Source organism: Streptomyces sp. RKAG290 (assembly GCF_023701695.1).
Classification (GTDB): domain Bacteria; phylum Actinomycetota; class Actinomycetes; order Streptomycetales; family Streptomycetaceae; genus Streptomyces.
The window spans coordinates 2933255-2951714 of the sequence record NZ_JAJOZC010000001.1 but is presented as its reverse complement, the minus strand read 5'-3'; the positions used below and the strand labels follow the sequence as shown (position 1 = coordinate 2951714).

At 72.7% G+C, this 18460-nt stretch carries 15 protein-coding genes; 13 read left to right on the top strand and 2 right to left on the bottom strand.

The window, feature by feature from the left end; all coding sequences use genetic code 11:
* The first annotated feature begins 186 nt into the window (after positions 1 to 186).
* The 9 genes from LNW71_RS12655 to LNW71_RS12615 all read left to right on the top strand — a co-directional run bounded on the left by LNW71_RS12655 (position 187) and on the right by LNW71_RS12615 (position 11351).
* On the top strand, positions 187 to 987 hold the full coding sequence (locus LNW71_RS12655; RefSeq protein WP_250968333.1) for a TIGR03084 family metal-binding protein: 801 nt from the start codon (positions 187 to 189) through the stop codon (positions 985 to 987).
* Positions 984 to 2711: an acyclic terpene utilization AtuA family protein gene (locus tag LNW71_RS12650; protein ID WP_250968332.1), complete on the top strand. Its 1728-nt coding sequence runs from the start codon at positions 984 to 986 to the stop codon at positions 2709 to 2711. The genes LNW71_RS12655 and LNW71_RS12650 overlap by 4 nt, the downstream gene beginning before the upstream one ends.
* Positions 2708 to 4315, top strand: coding sequence for a carboxyl transferase domain-containing protein (locus LNW71_RS12645; protein ID WP_250968331.1), 1608 nt, complete (start codon positions 2708 to 2710; stop codon positions 4313 to 4315). The genes LNW71_RS12650 and LNW71_RS12645 overlap by 4 nt, the downstream gene beginning before the upstream one ends.
* 114 nt (positions 4316 to 4429) lie before the next feature.
* Positions 4430 to 6397: a biotin carboxylase N-terminal domain-containing protein gene (locus tag LNW71_RS12640; RefSeq protein WP_250968330.1), complete on the top strand. Its 1968-nt coding sequence runs from the start codon at positions 4430 to 4432 to the stop codon at positions 6395 to 6397.
* Positions 6394 to 7554 (top strand): acyl-CoA dehydrogenase family protein, encoded by a 1161-nt coding sequence (locus tag LNW71_RS12635; RefSeq protein ID WP_250968329.1) that lies wholly within the window; start codon positions 6394 to 6396, stop codon positions 7552 to 7554. Before LNW71_RS12640 ends, LNW71_RS12635 begins: the two co-directional genes overlap by 4 nt.
* 211 nt (positions 7555 to 7765) lie before the next feature.
* Positions 7766 to 9394, top strand: a complete 1629-nt coding sequence (locus LNW71_RS12630) for a 4-coumarate--CoA ligase family protein (protein ID WP_250968328.1) — start codon at positions 7766 to 7768, stop codon at positions 9392 to 9394.
* Positions 9391 to 10125: an enoyl-CoA hydratase family protein gene (locus LNW71_RS12625; protein ID WP_250968327.1), complete on the top strand. Its 735-nt coding sequence runs from the start codon at positions 9391 to 9393 to the stop codon at positions 10123 to 10125. Before LNW71_RS12630 ends, LNW71_RS12625 begins: the two co-directional genes overlap by 4 nt.
* Entirely contained in the window at positions 10113 to 10706 is a 594-nt protein-coding gene (locus tag LNW71_RS12620) for a TetR/AcrR family transcriptional regulator (protein WP_250968326.1), read from the top strand. The genes LNW71_RS12625 and LNW71_RS12620 overlap by 13 nt, the downstream gene beginning before the upstream one ends.
* Before the next feature lie 63 nt (positions 10707 to 10769).
* Positions 10770 to 11351: a GNAT family N-acetyltransferase gene (locus LNW71_RS12615; protein ID WP_250968325.1), complete on the top strand. Its 582-nt coding sequence runs from the start codon at positions 10770 to 10772 to the stop codon at positions 11349 to 11351.
* A gap of 75 nt (positions 11352 to 11426) precedes the next feature.
* Here LNW71_RS12615 and LNW71_RS12610 read toward each other — a convergent pair whose 3' ends face one another.
* The gene (locus LNW71_RS12610) at positions 11427 to 12536 is read right to left on the bottom strand and encodes a citrate synthase 2 (protein WP_250968324.1); all 1110 of its coding nucleotides are present in this window, start codon (positions 12534 to 12536) and stop codon (positions 11427 to 11429) included.
* Positions 12537 to 12769: 233 nt separating this feature from the next.
* Here LNW71_RS12610 and pdxH point away from each other — a divergent pair, with 233 nt between their 5' ends.
* The gene (gene pdxH, locus LNW71_RS12605; RefSeq protein WP_250971981.1) at positions 12770 to 13408 is read left to right on the top strand and encodes a pyridoxamine 5'-phosphate oxidase; all 639 of its coding nucleotides are present in this window, start codon (positions 12770 to 12772) and stop codon (positions 13406 to 13408) included.
* Between the two features lie 495 nt (positions 13409 to 13903).
* The gene (locus LNW71_RS12600) at positions 13904 to 15193 is read left to right on the top strand and encodes a PAS domain-containing protein (protein ID WP_308294478.1); all 1290 of its coding nucleotides are present in this window, start codon (positions 13904 to 13906) and stop codon (positions 15191 to 15193) included.
* Between the two features lie 62 nt (positions 15194 to 15255).
* Here LNW71_RS12600 and LNW71_RS12595 read toward each other — a convergent pair whose 3' ends face one another.
* On the bottom strand, positions 15256 to 16011 hold the full coding sequence (locus LNW71_RS12595; protein WP_250968323.1) for an SIS domain-containing protein: 756 nt from the start codon (positions 16009 to 16011) through the stop codon (positions 15256 to 15258).
* A gap of 206 nt (positions 16012 to 16217) precedes the next feature.
* On the opposite strand from LNW71_RS12595, the gene LNW71_RS12590 reads away from it, so the two are divergent.
* Entirely contained in the window at positions 16218 to 16910 is a 693-nt protein-coding gene (locus tag LNW71_RS12590) for a metal-dependent transcriptional regulator (protein WP_250968322.1), read from the top strand.
* Positions 16911 to 17531: 621 nt separating this feature from the next.
* A complete protein-coding gene (locus LNW71_RS12585) occupies positions 17532 to 18425 on the top strand; it encodes an alpha/beta fold hydrolase (RefSeq protein ID WP_250968321.1) in 894 nt (297 codons plus the stop codon).
* Positions 18426 to 18460 lie beyond the last annotated feature (35 nt).

The window sequence follows — 18460 nt, the reverse complement described above, 5'->3', positions numbered from 1 at the left end:
ACGGCGGAAGCCTAAGTACTGCGGTTACCGGCGACGGGCGGCCCCGGTCGCCGACACCCTTCGGGCCGGGGCCACTTCGCAGGGGGCGGGACGCCGGTGCGCATAAATCATGCAAGCATGCTTGATTGTTTTACGTCCCCCTGGCAGGCTCCGGGTCACACCGCCACGCCCCGAGGGGAGCGCACCGTGTCCGATGCCGCAGCCGTGCTCGATGATCTGCGCAGCGAGAGCGAGGAACTCGACCTGCTCGTCGCCGGGTTGACCGCCTCGCAGTGGGCGGGGGCGACACCTGCCGAAGGGTGGACCGTCGCCCACCAGGTGGCCCACCTGAGCTGGACCGACGAGGTCGCACTGCTCTCCGTCACCGAACCCGGGCGGTTCGGCGACGAGGTCGCGAAGGCGATGGTGAACCCCGAGGGCTTCGTCGACCAGGCCGCCGACGCGGTCGTCGCGGCGTACGCCCCGCAGGCGCTGCTGACCCGCTGGCGCACCGGGCGGGAGCAGCTCCAGGACGCCCTGCGGGCGGCGCCCGCCGGGACCCGGTTCCCCTGGTACGGGCCGCCGATGAGCGTCGCCTCGATGGCGACCGGGCGGCTCATGGAGACCTGGGCGCACGGTCAGGACGTCGCCGACGCGCTGGGCGTCACCCGCGCCCCCACCGCCCGGCTGCGGCACGTCGCGCGGATCGGGGTGCGGGCGCGGGACTACGCCTTCCTCGTACGCGGCATCCAGGCACCCGGCGAGGAGTTCCGGGTGGAACTGGAAGGTCCGGGCGGTGAGTTGATCGCCTACGGCCCCGAGGAGGCCGCCCAGCGGGTCACCGGGCCGCTGCACGACTTCTGCCTCCTGGTCACCCAGCGCGCCCACCGCGACGACCTCGCCGTGCGGGCCGAAGGGGCCGAGGCCGAGGTGTGGCTCGACATCGCGCAGGCCTTCGCCGGTCCGGCCGGACCCGGGCGCGCCCCGCAGCAGGGGAGCGGGGAGTGACGGACGCTCCCGCGCCCCCGCCGCTGCGGATCGCCAACGCCTCCGGGTTCTACGGCGACCGCTTCGACGCCGTGCGCGAGATGCTCACCGGCGGCCCCCTCGACGTCCTCACCGGGGACTACCTCGCCGAGCTCACCATGCTCATCCTCGGCCGCGGCCGCCTCAAGGACCCGGGGCGGGGCTACGCGACCACCTTCCTGCGGCAGCTGGAGGAGGGGCTCGGCCTCGCAGGGGAGCGCGGGGTGCGGATCGTCACCAACGCCGGCGGGCTCAATCCGGCCGGGCTGGCCGATGCCGTGCGGGAGCTGGCCGACAAAGTGGGCGTGGCCGTGCGCGTCGCACACGTCGAGGGCGACAGCCTCCCCGTGCCCGACGGCTTCCTCACCGCCAACGCCTACCTCGGCGGGAACGGCATCGCCGCCTGCCTGCGGGCCGGCGCCGATGTCGTCGTCACCGGCCGGGTCACCGACGCCGCGCTCGTCACCGGACCCGCCGCCGCCCACTTCGGCTGGGGCCCCGAGGACCACGACGCGCTCGCCGGAGCCGTCGTCGCCGGGCACGTGCTGGAGTGCGGCACCCAGGCCACCGGCGGGAACTACGCCTTCTTCCGCGGCCACGACGTCCGGCGGCCCGGATTCCCGGTTGCCGAGATCCACGCCGACGGGACGTCCGTCATCACCAAGCACGACGGCACGGGCGGCGTCGTCGACCTCGGTACGGTCACCGCCCAGCTGCTGTACGAGACCGGCGGCGCCCGGTACGCGGGACCCGATGTCACCGCCCGGCTCGACACCGTGCGCGCGGAGCAGCAGGGGCCGGACCGGGTCCGGATCTCCGGGGCCCGGGGTGAGGCCCCGCCGCCCACCGTCAAGGCCGGGCTCACCCGGCTCGGCGGCTGGCGCAACGAGGTCGTCTTCGTGCTCACCGGCCTCGACATCGAGGCCAAGGCGCAGCTGGTCCGGGACCAGTTCGCGGACGCCTTCGCGCGCGCCGGACGGCAGCCCGACGAGGTGCGGTGGGAGCTCGCCCGTACCGACCGGGCCGACGCCGCGACCGAGGAGACCGCGAGCGCCCTGCTCCGGCTCGTCGTCCGTGACCAGGAGCCGGAGGCGGTGGGCCGCGCCCTGTCCGGCGCCGCGATCGAGCTGGCCCTCGGCAGCTATCCGGGCTTCCACGTCACGGCCCCGCCCGGAAAGGGCGCGCCCTACGGGGTGTTCGAGGCCAGGTACGTACCGGCGGGCGATGTCACACATGTCGCCGTGCTTCCCGACGGACGCCGGGAGGTGCAGCAGCCGCCGGCCCGGACGCGGGAACTGGCCGAGGTCGAACAGCCTTCTCTGCCACAGCCGTTGGCCGCCGGCCCCACCCGAAGCGCGCCGCTCGGGCTCGTCGCGGGTGCCCGCAGCGGGGACAAGGGCGGCGACGCCAACGTCGGTGTGTGGGTCCGTGGCGACGAGGCCTGGCGGTGGCTGGCCCACGAGCTGACCGTCGAGCGGTTCCGGGAACTCCTCCCGGAGACCGCCCCGCTCACCGTCGTACGCCATGTCCTGCCGAATCTGCGCGCACTGAACTTCACCGTCCACGGACTGCTCGGCGAAGGCGTCGCCGCCCAGCACCGCTTCGACCCGCAGGCCAAGGCGCTGGGGGAGTGGCTGCGTGCGCGCCGGCTGGACATACCCGTGGCCCTGCTGGACAGCGCCGACGCACCGGAGGTGCACGCATGACCGTCCTGCCCACCGGGCTCGACACCGCGAGCCCCGAATACACCGCCAACCGCGCGGCCATGCTCGACAAGCTCGCCGACCTGGACGCCGCGCACGCCGGGGCGCTGGGAGGCGGCGGTGAGAAGTACGTCGAGCGGCACCGCTCGCGCGGCAAGCTGCTGGCCCGCGAGCGCATCGAGCTGCTGATCGACGAGGACAGCCCGTTCCTGGAGCTGTCGCCGCTGGCCGCCTGGGGCAGCGATGCCCCCGGATACGCGGTCGGCGCCTCGCTCGTCACCGGGATCGGCGTGGTGGAGGGCGTGGAGTGCCTGATCACCGCCAACGACCCGACCGTACGCGGCGGCGCCTCCAACCCCTGGACGCTGAAGAAGGCGCTGCGCGCCAACGAGATCGCCTTCGCCAACCGGCTGCCCTGCATCAGCCTGGTCGAGTCCGGCGGCGCCGACCTGCCGTCGCAGAAGGAGATCTTCATCCCGGGCGGGGCGCTGTTCCGCGACCTCACCCGCCTCTCGGCGGCCGGCATCCCGACCGTGGCCGTCGTCTTCGGGAACTCGACCGCCGGCGGGGCGTACGTCCCCGGCATGTCCGACCACACCGTCATGATCAAGGAGCAGTCCAAGGTCTTCCTCGGCGGACCGCCCCTGGTGAAGATGGCCACCGGCGAGGAGAGCGACGACGAGTCGCTCGGCGGCGCCGAGATGCACGCCCGCACGTCCGGCCTCGCCGACCACTTCGCCGTCGACGAGCAGGACGCGCTGCGCCAGGCCCGCCGCATCGTCGCCCGGCTCAACTGGCGCAAGGCGCACAGCGATCCGGGCCCGGCCGAGCCGCCGAAGTACGACGAGGACGAGCTGATCGGCATCGTGCCCGGGGACCTGAAGGTGCCCTTCGACCCGCGCGAGGTCATCGCCAGGCTGGTCGACGGCTCGGACTTCGACGCGTTCAAGCCGCTGTACGGGACCAGCCTGGTCACCGGCTGGGCCCGGCTGCACGGCTACCCCGTCGGCATCCTCGCCAACGCCCAGGGCGTGCTGTTCAGCGAGGAGTCGCAGAAGGCCGCCCAGTTCATCCAGCTCGCCAACCAGCGCGACATCCCGCTGCTCTTCCTGCACAACACCACCGGCTACATGGTGGGCAAGGAGTACGAGCAGGGCGGCATCATCAAGCACGGCGCCATGATGATCAACGCGGTGTCGAACTCCCGGGTCCCGCACCTGTCCGTGCTGATGGGCGCCTCCTACGGCGCCGGGCACTACGGCATGTGCGGCCGGGCCTACGACCCGAGGTTCCTGTTCGCCTGGCCGAGCAGCAAGTCGGCCGTCATGGGTCCGCAGCAGCTGGCCGGGGTGCTGTCCATCGTCGCCCGCGCCTCCGCCGCCGCGAGGGGCCGGCCCTACGACGACGAGGCGGACGCCGGACTGCGCGCCATGGTCGAGCAGCAGATCGAGGCCGAGTCACTGCCGATGTTCCTGTCCGGGCGGCTGTACGACGACGGGGTCATCGACCCCCGCGACACCAGGACCGTCCTCGGGATGTGCCTGTCCGCCATCCACACCGCACCGGTCGAGGGCGCCCGCGGCGGCTTCGGCGTCTTCCGGATGTGAGGGCCCCCCTTGCGGCTAAACCGCTAAACCGCCGCCGCTCTCGCGGAGGTGGTTGCTCGCCGTCGGGGTTCCTCAATTGATGGTTGCGGTGTTCTAGCGGAAAAGAGTTCTTCCTTGACAGCCACTATTCACTCACTCATCGTCGCCAACCGGGGCGAGATCGCCTGCCGGATCTTCCGCACCTGCCGGGCCCTCGGCATCGCCACCGTCGCCGTGTACTCCGACGCGGACGCCGACGCGCTGCACGTCCGGGAGGCCGACACCGCCGTACGGCTGCCGGGGGCCGCGCCGTCCGACACGTATCTGCGCGGCGACCTCGTCGTGGCCGCGGCACTCGCCGCGGGCGCGGACGCCGTCCACCCCGGGTACGGCTTCCTCTCCGAGAACGCCGGATTCGCCGCCGCCGTGCAGGACGCCGGGCTGCTCTGGGTGGGCCCGCCGGTCAAGGCCATCGAGCTGATGGCGTCCAAGACCCGCGCCAAGGAGCTGATGGCCGCCGCCGGGGTGCCGCTGCTCGCCCCCGTCGACCCGGCCGGGGCACGCTCCGCCGACCTCCCGCTGCTGCTGAAGGCGGCGGCGGGCGGTGGCGGCCGCGGGATGCGGATCGTACGCGAACTGGAGGCACTGGCAGGCGAGTTGACCGCAGCCGCGGCCGAGGCGCTGTCCGCGTTCGGGGACGGGGAGGTCTTCGCCGAGCCGTACGTGGAACGCGGCCGGCACGTCGAGGTCCAGATCATGGCCGACGGGCAGGACGGCGTCTGGGCGCTCGGCACCCGCGACTGCTCGCTCCAGCGCCGCCACCAGAAGGTCATCGAGGAGGCCCCCGCTCCCGGCCTCGACGACGCGCTGCGCGACGGGCTGCACGCCGCCGCCGTGGCCGCCGCAAGGGCCGTCGGATACCGGGGTGCGGGCACGGTCGAGTTCCTCGTCACCGAGGACGGACGGCCGTACTTCCTGGAGATGAACACCCGCCTCCAGGTCGAACACCCCGTCACCGAGGCGGTGTTCGGCCTCGATCTGGTGGCCCTCCAGCTGCGCGTCGCCGAGGGCGAACCGCTGCCCGCGGCCCTTCCCCCCGAGCCCCGGGGGCACGCGGTCGAGGCCCGGCTCTACGCCGAGGACCCGGCCCGCGACTGGCAGCCGCAGACCGGAGCGCTGCTCTCGCTCGACGTACCGGACGAGCCGGGCGTGCGCCTGGACACCGGATACACCGGCGGCGACACCATCGGCGTGCACTACGACCCGATGCTCGCCAAGGTCATCGCCCACGCCCCCACCCGTACCGAAGCCGTGCGCCTCCTCGCCCGCGCCCTGGAACGCGCCCGCATCCACGGCCCGGTCACCAACCGCGAGCTGCTCGTACGCTCCCTGCGCCACCCGGACTTCGTGGCCGCCCGCCTCGACACCGGCTTCTACGAGCGGCACCTGGCCGCCCTGACCGCGGACCGGGGCGATCCACGGCCCGCCGCCACCGCGGCCGCCCTCGCGGCGGCGGCCGGCCTCGCCACCGCCGGCGGCGTCGCCCGCTTCGGCGCCTGGCGCAACCTCCCCTCGCAGCACCGGGTCAGGCGCTACCGGAGCGAGCCGGACGGCGGCGAGCACGAGATCAGCTACCGCGCCGGCCGGGCCGGCCCCGCCGTCGTCGCGGACGGCGTCCGCGTCGTGTCCGCCCGCCCCGGCCTGGTGAGCCTCGAAACCGGCGGCGTCACCCGGCACTTCACCGTCACCACCCACCACGACCGGGTGTACGTGGACACCGCCACCGGCTCGTACACCTTCACCGCACTGCCCCGGTTCACCGATCCCGCCGAGCGCACCGAACCCGGCTCGCTGCTCGCCCCGATGCCCGGCACCGTCGTCCGCCTCGCCGACGGCCTCGCGGCCGGGGCCGCCGTCGAGGCCGGGCAGCCGCTGATCTGGCTGGAGGCGATGAAGATGGAGCACCGCATCCTCGCCCCCGCCTCCGGGACCCTGGCCGCCCTCCATGCGGCGCCCGGCCTCCAGGTGGAGGTCGGCGCGCTGCTCGCCGTAGTCACCGAGTCCCACGTCCCGCAGCCCACAGCCTCTGAGGAGCCCGCATGATCACCGTCCTCGAAACCGAAGAGCACCAGGCACTGCGCGCCGCCGTCGCCGCCCTCGGGAAGCGCTACGGACGCGACTACATGACCTCCGTCGTCCGCGAGGGCGCCCACCCGCGCGAGCTGTGGACCGAGGCCGCCAAGCTCGGCTACCTCGGTGTGAACCTCCCCGAGGAGTACGGCGGCGGCGGCAGCGGGATGTCGGAACTCTCCATAGTCCTGGAGGAGTTGGGGGCGGCCGGTTCCCCGCTGCTGATGATGGTCGTCTCACCGGCCATCTGCGGCACGGTGATTGCCCGCTTCGGCACCGACACCCAGAAGCGGCAGTGGCTGCCCGGACTCGCCGACGGCAGCCTCACCATGGCCTTCGGCATCACCGAACCCGACGCCGGCTCCAACTCCCACCGCATCACCACCACCGCCCGCAGGGAAGGCGACGAGTGGGTGCTCACCGGGCGCAAGGTCTTCGTCTCCGGCGTTGACATCGCCGACGCCACCCTCATCGTCGGACGCACCGAGGACGCCAGGTCCGGCAAGCTCAAGCCCTGCCTGTTCATCGTCCCGCGCGAGGCGCCCGGCTTCCAGCGGTCGCGGATCGACATGGAACTCCAGGCACCGGAGAAGCAGTTCGAACTGGTCCTGGACGAGGTACGGCTGCCCGCGGACGCGCTCGTCGGCGAGGAGGACGCGGGCCTCCTCCAGCTCTTCGCCGGACTCAACCCCGAACGCATCATGACCGCCGCCTTCGGCATCGGCATGGGCCGCTACGCCCTGTCCCGCGCCGTCGAGTACGCGAAGACCCGCCAGGTGTGGAAGGAGCCCATCGGCGCCCACCAGGCCATCGCGCACCCCCTCGCCCAGGCCCACATCGAGCTCGAACTGGCCCGGCTGATGATGCAGAAGGCCGCCCGGCTCTACGACGACGGCGACGACGCCGGCGCGGGCGAGGCCGCCAACATGGCGAAGTACGCCGCCGGGGAAGCCTGCGTCAGGGCGGTCGACCAGGCGGTGCACACCCTCGGCGGCAACGGCCTCACCCGCGAGTACGGGCTCGGCTCCCTCATCACCGCGTCCCGGGTGGCCAGGATCGCGCCGGTCAGCCGCGAGATGATCCTGAACTACGTGTCCCACCAGTCCCTGGGCCTCCCCAAGTCCTACTGACGAACGCCACCCCGAAACGCGCCAAGTACTGCCGACCCGGGTCTCCCCAAGGGCGCCCGGCAGCCGACATCCTGTCTCTCCACGCGGTACCGGACCGCCCGCCGACCTGGGCGGTCCGCCCGCCGCGTCGCACGCCACCTCGCCACGCGTCGTACGGGACCGGCGTCACCCGCCACGTCCCGCCATTCCGCATCGAAAGGGACTCCCCGCCATGGTGCACGTGTTCCGGAGCGACTACCCCGACGTCCAGCCACTCGACACAGCCATCCACGACGCGGTGCTGGGACAGGCCGCCGCGGAGTTCGGCGACACCGTCGCCCTGATCGACGGGACGGACGACAGCAGCCGGCTCACCTACCGGCAGCTCGACGCCTTCCACCGCAAGATCTCCGCGGGGCTCGCCGCCGCCGGACTGGTCAAGGGCGACGTGCTCGCCCTGCACAGCCCGAACACCATCGCGTACCCGCCGGTCTTCTTCGGCGCTACCCGGGCGGGCGCCACCGTCACCACCGTCCACCCGCTCGCCACGGCCGAGGAGTTCGCCAAACAGCTCCGCGACTCCTCCGCCCGCTGGATCGTCACGGTCTCCCCGCTCCTGAGCACGGCCCGCCGCGCGGCCGAACTCGTCGGCGGCATCGAGGAGATCTTCGTCTGCGACCGGGCGGAGGGACACACCTCCGTCCTCGACATGCTCGCCACCACCGCCCCCGAACCGATGGTCACCATCGACCCGGCCGAGGACATCGCCGCCCTGCCGTACTCCTCCGGCACCACCGGCACGCCCAAGGGCGTCATGCTCACCCACCGCTCCATGGCGACCAACCTGGAGCAGCTGCGCCCCTTCATACCCATGGGCACCGGCGCCCGCATCCTGGCCGTGCTCCCCTTCTTCCACATCTACGGGCTCACCGCCCTCATGAACGCACCGCTGCGGACCGGCGCCACCGTCGTCGTGCTGCCGCGCTTCGACCTCACGCAGTTCCTCGCCGCGATCGAGACGCACCGCATCACCGGCCTGTACGTCGCCCCGCCGATCGTGCTCGCCCTCGCCAAGCACCCGGTCGTCGACCGGTACGACCTGTCCTCGCTGGAGTACATCGTCAGCGCCGCCGCCCCGCTCGACGCGGAACTCGCCGCCGTCTGCTCCGGCCGGCTCGGCCTGCCGCCCGTGCGCCAGGCGTACGGGATGACGGAACTCTCGCCCGGCACGCACGTCGTCCCGCTCGCCGCCGAGAACCCGCCGCCCGGAGCCGTCGGCACGCTGCTGCCCAACACCGAGATGCGGATCGTCGCCCTCGGCTCCCCGGACGAGGACGCCGGTACGGGTACGGACGGCGAGATCCTCATCCGCGGCCCGCAGGTGATGAAGGGCTACCTCGGCCGCCCCGAGGCCACCGCCGAGATGATCGACAGCGACGGCTGGGTGCACACCGGCGACATCGGACGCGTCGACGAGGACGGCTGGCTGTTCGTCGTCGACCGGGTCAAGGAACTCATCAAGTACAAGGGCTACCAGGTCGCCCCCGCCGAACTCGAAGCACTGCTGCTCGGCCACGAGTCCGTCGCGGACGCCGCCGTCATCGGTGTGTACGACGCCGACGGCAACGAGATCCCCAAGGCGTTCCTGGTCCGCGCACCGTCCGTCGCCCCGGTGGACCTGACGGCGGAAGACGTGATGGCGTACGTCGCCGAGCGCGTCGCCCCGTACAAGAAGGTCCGGCAGGTCGAATTCGTCGACGCCGTCCCGCGCGCGGCCTCCGGAAAGATCCTGCGCCGCGAACTGCGCGACCGCGAGAAGTCCCGCAGCACCGACCCCCGACCCGAGGAGAAGACCACGTGACGCTCGCCGCCCCCACGCACGAGCGGGGCATCACCACCCTCGCCCTCGACTCCCCGGCCAACCGCAACGCACTCTCCGCGCGGCTCGTCGGCGAACTGTCGGCCGCGCTCGCGGCATGCGCGGCCGACGACAGCGTGCGCGCGGTCGTACTCACCCACACCGGGACCACGTTCTGCGCCGGCGCGGACCTCACCGCACCGCCCGAGCCGGCCGCGTTCGTCGCGCTGATGCGGCAGATCGTCGCCCTGCCCAAACCGGTCGTGGCCCGGGTCACCGGCCACGTCCGGGCCGGCGGGCTCGGGCTGCTCGGCGCCTGCGACATCTCGGCGGCCGGACCGGACGCCACCTTCGCCCTCACCGAATCCCGGCTCGGCCTCGCCCCGGCCGTCATCTCCATGCCGCTGCTGCCCCGCATCGACCCGCGCGCCGCCGCCCGCTACTACCTCACCGGCGAACGCTTCGACGCCGCCGAAGCCGCCAGGATCTCCCTGATCACGCTGGCCGCCGACGACGTGGACGAGGCGCTCGGGCCCGTACTGGACGGGCTGCGCAGGGCCTCCCCGCAGGGGCTGGCCGCATCGAAGGAGCTGGTCACGGCTACTGTGCTGCAGAGTTTCGACCAGCAAGCCGAAGACCTGACCGCCCGCTCCGCAGCGCTCTTCGCCTCCGCCGAGGCACGGGAGGGAATGACGGCCTTCCTCGAACGACGGGACCCCGCATGGGTGTTGTGACAGAGGGCAGGACCCCCGGCCCCAAACAGGACCGCAGCCGTGCCACCCGCCAACGACTGCTGGAAGCCGCGGTCTCCTGCCTGGCCGAGCACGGCTGGGCGGGCTCCACCGTCTCCGTCGTCGCGATGCGTGCCGGGGTCTCGCGCGGCGCCGCCCAGCACCACTTCCCGACCCGGGAGGACCTGTTCACCGCGGCCGTCGAGTACGTCGCCGAGGAACGCTCCGCCGCCCTGCGCGCCGTCACCGTCCAGGACCGCGCCGCAGTCGTCGCCGCCCTGGTCGACCTCTACACCGGCCCGCTCTTCCGCGCCGCCCTCCAGCTCTGGGTGGCCGCCTCCAACGAGGAGCAGCTGCGCCCCCGCGTCACCGAACTCGAAGCCCGGGTGGGCCGGGAGACCCACCGCATCGCCGTCGGCCTGCTGGGCGCCGACGAGTCCAGGCCGGGCGTACGGGAGACGGTCCAGGGCCTCCTGGACATGGCCCGCGGCCTGGGCCTGGCCAACGTCCTCACCGACGACACCGCCCGCCGCGGCCGGGTCGTCGCGCAGTGGGCGGCCCTGGTCGAGGACGCGCTGGGCTGAGGGGCGGGGGCCGGACCCCGGATATCCTTCCTCGTCCTGAACAGGCCAGGGAGGTCCTTCACCATGAGCAGCACCGCGTCGCCCCTTCCCGCTCCCATCGAGCTCACCGGGGAAGGACTCGTCCTGCGCGACTGGACGGAAGGGGATCTGGCCGCGATGCCGAAGCTGTTGGACCACCCCGACATCGCGTACTGGACACCGATCGTCTCCCCGTTCGACGAGGAGGCCGCCCGGGCACGGCTGGACCGGGCCCGGCAGCTGCGGGCGGAGGGCACGACCATCCTGCTCGCCATCACCCTCGACGGCGGGGCACCGCTCGGCGAGGTGATGCTGCGCCGCGCACCCGAGGGCACGGAGATCGGCTACGTGATCGGCCCGGCCCACCGCGGCCAGGGGCTGGCCGCGCGGGCGGTGCGGGTGATCGCCGCCTACGCCTTCGAGCAGCTGGACGTGGAGCAGGTGATCCTGGAGCTGGAGGCCGACAACTCCGCCAGCGTCGCAGTGGCCGTCCGGACGGGCTTCGGCCTGCTCGATGTGCCGCTGATCGAGGGGGAGGAGAAGGGACGGCCCTACGTCTTGCAGACGTGGGCGCTGAACCGCCCGGACGGCCGGCACGTCGAAGGCGCCGCGCAGGCCGGCCGCTGAGGCGCGGTCCTCAGGGGGAAGCCGCAGGGCCCGGACGCGCCCGGAAGGCGCGTCCGAACCCCACGGTGTGCCGGGTCAGTTGCCCAGATCCGCCAGCTGCTCGAAGCCGGGGATCTCCCGCGGACTGCGGGTGCCGGGACCGATGTACGTCGCCGACGGCCGCACCAGACGGCCCGTCCGCTTCTGCTCCAGGATGTGCGCCGACCAGCCCGCCGTGCGCGCGCACGTGAACATCGACGTGAACATGTGCGCCGGGACCTCGGCGAAGTCCAGCATGATCGCCGCCCAGAACTCCACGTTCGTCGCCAGCACCCGGTCCGGGCGCCGCGCGTGCAGCTCCTCCAGGGCCGCCTTCTCCAGCGCCTGCGCCACCTCGAACCTCGGCGCACCCAGCTCCTCGGCGGTCCGCCGCAGCACCCGGGCCCGGGGGTCCTCGGCGCGGTAGACCCGGTGGCCGAAGCCCATCAGCCGCTCGCCCTTGTCCAGGGCCTTCTTCACGTACGCGGTGGCGTCCCCGGTCCGCTCGATCTCCTCGATCATGCCGAGCACCCGGGACGGCGCGCCCCCGTGCAGCGGGCCGGACATGGCCCCCACCGCGCCGGACAGCGCGGCGGCCACGTCGGCGCCGGTCGAGGCGATGACCCGGGCGGTGAACGTCGAGGCGTTCATCCCGTGCTCGGCTGCCGACGTCCAGTACGCGTCGACTGCCTTCACGTGCCGCGGGTCCGGCTCACCGCGCCAGCGGATCATGAACCGTTCCACCACGGACTGCGCCTTGTCGATCTCGCTCTGCGGGACCATCGGCAGCCCCTGTCCGCGCGCCGACTGGGCGACGTACGAGAGCGCCATGACGGCGGCCCTGGCGAGGTCGTTGCGCGCGGTCTGCTCGTCGATGTCCAGCAGGGGCTTCAGCCCCCACACGGGAGCGAGCATCGCCAGCGCGGACTGGACGTCGACCCGGATGTCACCGGAGTGCACCGGGATCGGGAACGGCTCGGCCGGCGGCAGCCCGGGGTTGAACGCCCCGTCGACCAGCAGCCCCCAGACGTTGCCGAACGACACATGGCCGACGAGTTCCTCGATGTCGACCCCGCGGTAGCGGAGCGAACCGCCTTCCTTGTCGGGTTCGGCGATCTCCGTTTCGAACGCGACGACTCCTTCGAGTCCGGGTACGAAGTCGGACATCAGGCGGCTCCCTCGGATCGGCGGCTCTGGACGGACCACAAGGGCCCACCCAAGATACTGGCGGGTTCCGACGTGACCGGGAAGCGTGACATCCGGCACAGCTCCCCGTTCCTTCCGCTCCTCTCCGCAGCGGTTGGTGGCCCTGCGCACGGGGCAGACCCGTTCCTCTGCGGCAGGATGATCCCGTGCCCACCGCAGATTCCTCCTCCGATTCCACCACCGATCCGGCCGCGATGCGCGAGCAGTACCGTTCCGAGAGCTTCCCCGAGGACAGTCTCGCCGCCGATCCGATGCAGCAGTTCGCCCGCTGGTTCCGGCAGATCGCCGCAGGTGGCGTGCTGCACGAGCCGAACGCCATGGTGGTGTCCACGGCGACGCCCGACGGACGGCCCTCCTCCCGCACGGTGCTGCTGAAGACGTACGACGAGCGCGGCTTCGTCTTCTTCACCAACTACGACTCCCGCAAGGGCCACGAGCTGGCCCTCAACCCGCATGTCTCGCTGCTCTTCCCCTGGCACCCGCTGGCCCGCCAGGTCATCGTCACCGGCACCGCGTCCCGGGTCGGCCGCGAGGAGACGGTCGCCTACTTCCGCACCCGCCCCCACGGCTCCCAGCTCGGCGCCTGGGCGAGCGCGCAGTCCACCGTGATCGGCTCCCGCGATGAGCTGGTGCGGCGCTACGAGGAACTCGCGGCCCGCTACCCGGAGGGCGAACGGGTCCCGGCGCCCCCGCACTGGGGCGGCTTCCGGGTCGTCCCCGACACGATCGAGTTCTGGCAGGGCCACGAGAACCGGCTGCACGACCGGCTGCGCTACGTGCGGGAGGCAGAGGGCGGCGACGGGCCCTGGCGCGTCGAGCGGCTGTGCCCGTAGCGGTCGTCGTCCCCGACCCCGGGCACGCAGAAACCCGCAGGCTCTGGTCCCTCCTTGCGGAGGGGCCGGCCGGACTTACCGGCGAACCTGCGGGTCGGTGACTGCTTGGGATTGGCCGGCGACCGGCCTGCACTGCAAAGAGCGCGACGACGGGCGTCAGCCCGCAGTCACCTCACGAGTCCGAAAAGAAATCACTTCCGGAGCACCTCCCTTCATGTGTACCTGCAGCCTAGGAACCTCTTCCGGGCCGCACAACCGAATTATCGGCGTCATCGATTTCGGCGAAGTCGCTGTGTGCTGGGTCACGTTCGAGTTCAATGATCTGACGTGCAGCAATGCCGGAGACGTCCTGCAGGGGTACGGGATGAGTGCTTCCAGGAGCAGTGGAACCACCGACGCCCTCGGGCCCGAAGAGGGGCCGGAGGGAGAGCCCGCGGGGCCGCTGGGGGTGCGGCGATCCCCGGCGCGGAGCTGCTGGCGGCCCTGCTCGACGGAATGGACGCCGCGCTCTGTGCCTTCGACGCGGACGGCACCGTCACCCACTGGAACCGGGAGGCCGAGCGGATTCTCGGCTGGTCCGCCGATGAGGCCGTCGGGCGCCCCGGCTTCGCCGGGTGGGCGGTGCGGCGGGCGGACGCCGACGAGGTGCAGGGGCGGCTGATGGCCGTCATGGACGGGCCCGGGCGCCAGGTGCACGAGTTCGCGCTGCTGCGCAAGGACGGCGGGCGGGTCCTGGTGCGCACCCAGTCGGCCGGGGTGCGGAGCGTGGACGGCAAGCCCGCCGGGGTCTACTGCGCCTTCAGCGAGGTCCATGCGCAGATCGACCTGGAGCGGGCCATCGCGCTGAGCGAGGCGCTGTTCGAGGACGCGTCGTGGGGCGTGGTGCTGGTCGACGTGGACCTGCGGCCGACCGTCGTCAACGCACACGCCGCCCGCGCGCTGGGCGGCGGCCGCACGACCCTGCTGGGGCGCCCGCTGGGCGAGCTGATCGTGCAGGGCGTGGAGGACCTGGAGGGCGCGCTGCAGCACGTCCTGGCCGCGGGCGCCCCGCCCGCCCCCGCCGAGCTGTGGGTGACGCTGCGCACGGCCGACGGCGACCGCCGGCGCTGCTGGCGCAGCGGCTTCCTGCGACTGGCCTCGCCGCTCGCGGAGGAGCCGGTGCCGCTGGGCGTCGGCTGGCTGTTCCAGGACGTGACGGCGGCGAAGCTCGCGGCCCAGGACGCGGACCGGGTGCGCTTCCGGTCCAACCAGCTGCACCGGGCCTCGCGGTCGGCGGCCGAGTGCGAGGACCCCATGGAGGCGGCGACCACGTCGCTGGACTACGCCCTCGCGGGGTTCGCCGACCATGCGCTGATCGACCTGGTGGTGGGGGAGCGGCTGGTCCGCGCCGCGGCGACACCCTCCGATGCGCCGGGGCCGTGCCTGCCGGTGGCCGGCGGCGGCATCCCGCTGCGGTACGCGCCGGGCCACCCGGCCCTGCAGGCGCTGGACCGGACGGGCTCGGTACGGGCCACGGCGGGGGCGCGGGCGGCCGGGGAGTGGGCAACGGAGCGCCGGTGGCCGGCCGACTCGGTGCACGCCCTGTGCGTGGTCCTACGGAGCCGGGGCCGGACGCTGGGCGTGGTGACGTTCCTGCGCGCGGCCCACCGCACCGCCTTCGAACGCCCGGACGCGGTGTACGCGGAGAGCACGGCCGACCGCGTGGCCGCCTCGGTGGACCTGCACCGCTCCCTGGCAGCCGGCAAGGACGGGTACGGCACCGATTCCAGCCGGTCCGGCGTTTGAGGACGGAACCGGTCACCGGGCGGACCGGTCACTCCGAGTCCCCCGCGCCCCCGCGGCTCCGCTCAGTGCCGGTAGAAGATCCGGTCCGCGTACTCCGTCATCACGCGCCCGTTCCACTCGTGGCCCCCGTCGACGTTCCCCGAGCGCAGCAACGGCGGCTCCACCCCCCGCTCCAGCAACCGCTCCGCGGCGGCCGCCATCATGGCCTGCATCACCGCACTGGTGACCACCGTCGACGCCGGCGCGAACGGTGCCTCGATGCCGTCGACGGCCAGCTCCGCGTCACCGACCGCGATCTTGCTGTCGAGGACGATGTCGCAGTGGTCCCGCAGAAATCCGCCCGAGCTGTGCCGGGACCGGGTGCCGTCCGCGTAAGCGACCGAGGTGACCCCGATGACCGTCAGCCCCAGTGCACGCGCGTTGAGCGCCATCTCCACCGGCAGCGCGTTGCGCCCGGACAGCGAGATGATCACGAGGAGGTCCCCCGCCTTCGCGGGGCTGGAGTCGAGGACCGCGCCCGCGAGGCCGTCGACCCGCTCCAGCGCCGAGCCCAGGGTCGCCGGCATGACGTCGACCCCGAGGGCGCCGGGGACGGCCAGGAGGTTCATGAGGGCGAGTCCGCCCGCGCGGTAGACGACGTCCTGGGCGGCCAGCGAGGAGTGCCCGGCGCCGAAGGCGAAGAGCCGGCCGCCGGCCTCGACGGTGTCGGCGATCGCGGCACCGGCGGCCGCGATGTTGCCGGACTCCTCGTCCCGCACCCGCCCCAGCAGACCGATCGCTGCGTCGAAGAACTGACCGGCCAGCTTGCTTTCGCTCATCGAGGAGGGCCTTTCCGGCGGGGTGGGGTGACCATGGGGCGTCCGTATCGCCGATCACGTTGCGGTCTGGACCAGTGACATGTCAATAGCGCCAGGCCTGCTCGGGCGCGCTCCGATGGGCCTCATCGGACCGACGAGGCACGGTTGTCGGCGCTATGCGTCAGAATTGGGTGAGGGCCAGCGCACGATTGCATCGAGGGGCACGAATGTCCGGACTGATCGACACAACGGAGATGTATCTCCGCACCATCCTCGAACTTGAAGAGGAAGGCGTGGTCCCCATGCGCGCCCGGATTGCGGAACGGCTGGACCAGAGCGGTCCGACGGTCAGCCAGACGGTGGCGCGCATGGAGCGCGACGGCCTGGTTCAGGTCGCGGGCGACCGGCATCTGGAGCTGACGGAGGAGGGCCGCCGGCTGGCGACCCGCGTGATGCGCAAGCACCGGCTCGCCGAGTGCCTGCTCGTCGACGTGATCGGCCTGGAGTGGGAGCAGGTCCACGCCGAGGCATGTCGCTGGGAACACGTGATGAGCGAGGCCGTGGAGCGGCGGGTGCTGGAGCTGCTGCGCCACCCGACGGAGTCTCCGTACGGGAATCCGATCCCGGGCCTGGAGGAGCTGGGCGAGAAGGCCGAGGCCGACCCGTTCCTCGACGAGGGCATGGTGAGCCTGGCGGACCTCGACCCGGGCTCCGAGGGCAAGACGGTGGTCGTCCGCCGGATCGGTGAGCCGATCCAGACGGACGCCCAGCTGATGTACACGCTGCGGCGGGCGGGCGTGCAGCCCGGTTCCGTGGTCAGCGTGACCCAGTCGCCCGGCGGGGTGCTCGTCGGCAGCAGCGGCGAGGCGGCCGAGCTGGACACCGAGGTGGCGTCGCACGTCTTCGTCGCCAAGCGCTGAACCGAGCGCTGAACGAAGAGCTGAACCACGCGCTGAACAAAGCGCTGAACAAAGCGCTGAACGAAGAGCTGACCACCGGCGGCCGGTGTCCGACGCATGCCTGACAGGCGGCGTCGGACACCGGCCGCCGTCGTCCGGTTTCCGTTTTTCCGTCCGGAATCGCAGCGCCCGGCCGGAACGCGTGCCAGGCTGTGGCTGAGGGATACCTGAGAGTGTCGGCCGCCTGGCCGCGCGGTCGGGGAGGGGAGCAGGGAATGCGCCCGTCGTACTGGCCTGTCCGGCCTGCGCACCGGATGAAGCCTGCCCGGACGTCCCGGCCCGGCCCCGGATCCGAGACCCCCGCACGACGGATGGCCCCGGCGCCGCAAGGCGCCGGGGCCTGTCCTCCCCTGTTCCGACCTGGAGCCCCGAGCTCTTCAGGTCGGTTCCCGCGAGCCCTCATCCCCGAGTGGCCCGCCTCCCGGAGAAGATCTCCCCTCCGCAGCCGACGTCAATCCTTGGAAGCGGTCACTCGAACGAGCGATGTTGTGCGCCGGAGCCCGGTTTTCGAATAAGAGTTCGATACTCTGGCGACGAGCGACCACATGGTGATCGAGGGACCTGAAGGGGGTGCCAGAACATATGGTGCGGCGCATCGATGTGACCGGAACCGACGGCGTACGCCTCGCGGCCTGGGAGTTCGCCGATCCGCCCAAGGGGCGTGCCGAAGGCGAACGCGCCCCCGGCGTCTTAATGCTGCACGGCCTGATGGGCCGCGCCTCGCACTGGGCCTCCACCACCCGCTGGCTCGCCGAGCGGCACCGGGCGGTCGGCCTCGACCAGCGCGGCCACGGCCGCAGCGAGAAGCCGGCCGAGGGCCCGTACACCCGCGACGCCTACGTCGCCGACGCCGAGGCCGCGATCGAGCAGCTCGGCCTCGCCCCCGTCACCCTCGTCGGGCACTCCATGGGAGCGCTCACCGCCTGGCAGCTCGCCGCCAAGCGCCCCGACCTCGTCCGGGCGCTGGTCATCTGCGACATGCGGGCCTCCGCGCTCGGTGCGGCCTCGCAGCGGGAGTGGGAGGACTGGTTCAAGGCCTGGCCGGTGCCGTTCGCGACGCTCTCCGACGTACGGAAGTGGTTCGGCGAGGACGACCCCTGGGTGGAGCGGCCCAACCCGGCCCGCGGTGAGTTCTTCGCCGAGGTGATGGCCGAGCGGGCCGACGGCTGGCGGCCCGTCTTCTCCCGCCGCCAGATGCTCCAGTCCCGCGCCACCTGGGTCTTCGACGCGCACTGGGAGGAGCTGGCCCAGGTCAGATGCCCCACCCTGGTGCTCCGCGGCCTCGACGGCGAACTGGGCCGCGCGGAGGCGCAGGAGATGGTCCGGGTGCTGCCGCGCGGGCAGTACGCCGAGGTGGCCGACGCCGGCCACCTCGTCCACTACGACCAGCCGGAGGGCTGGCGCGCCGCGGTCGAACCCTTCCTGGAGCAGTTCGCCAAGGACACCCGGGACGACCGGGAGCCGGTGGCTCCGTAGCCCCGGGAGCCCGGCACCCACCGGCCGGTCCAGGG

What these genes read in the sequence shown, in the direction of transcription:
- LNW71_RS12645 (WP_250968331.1), top strand. Translation starts at nt 2,708, where the DNA reads ATGACCGTCCTGCCCACCGGGCTCGACACCGCGAGCCCCGAATACACC.
- LNW71_RS12635 (WP_250968329.1), top strand. Translation starts at nt 6,394, where the DNA reads ATGATCACCGTCCTCGAAACCGAAGAGCACCAGGCACTGCGCGCCGCC.
- LNW71_RS12630 (WP_250968328.1), top strand. Translation starts at nt 7,766, where the DNA reads ATGGTGCACGTGTTCCGGAGCGACTACCCCGACGTCCAGCCACTCGAC.
- LNW71_RS12620 (WP_250968326.1), top strand. Translation starts at nt 10,113, where the DNA reads ATGGGTGTTGTGACAGAGGGCAGGACCCCCGGCCCCAAACAGGACCGC.
- LNW71_RS12615 (WP_250968325.1), top strand. Translation starts at nt 10,770, where the DNA reads ATGAGCAGCACCGCGTCGCCCCTTCCCGCTCCCATCGAGCTCACCGGG.
- LNW71_RS12610 (WP_250968324.1), bottom strand. Translation starts at nt 12,536, where the DNA reads ATGTCCGACTTCGTACCCGGACTCGAAGGAGTCGTCGCGTTCGAAACG.
- pdxH (WP_250971981.1), top strand. Translation starts at nt 12,770, where the DNA reads ATGCGCGAGCAGTACCGTTCCGAGAGCTTCCCCGAGGACAGTCTCGCC.
- LNW71_RS12600 (WP_308294478.1), top strand. Translation starts at nt 13,904, where the DNA reads ATGGACGCCGCGCTCTGTGCCTTCGACGCGGACGGCACCGTCACCCAC.
- LNW71_RS12595 (WP_250968323.1), bottom strand. Translation starts at nt 16,011, where the DNA reads ATGAGCGAAAGCAAGCTGGCCGGTCAGTTCTTCGACGCAGCGATCGGT.
- LNW71_RS12590 (WP_250968322.1), top strand. Translation starts at nt 16,218, where the DNA reads ATGTCCGGACTGATCGACACAACGGAGATGTATCTCCGCACCATCCTC.
- LNW71_RS12585 (WP_250968321.1), top strand. Translation starts at nt 17,532, where the DNA reads ATGGTGCGGCGCATCGATGTGACCGGAACCGACGGCGTACGCCTCGCG.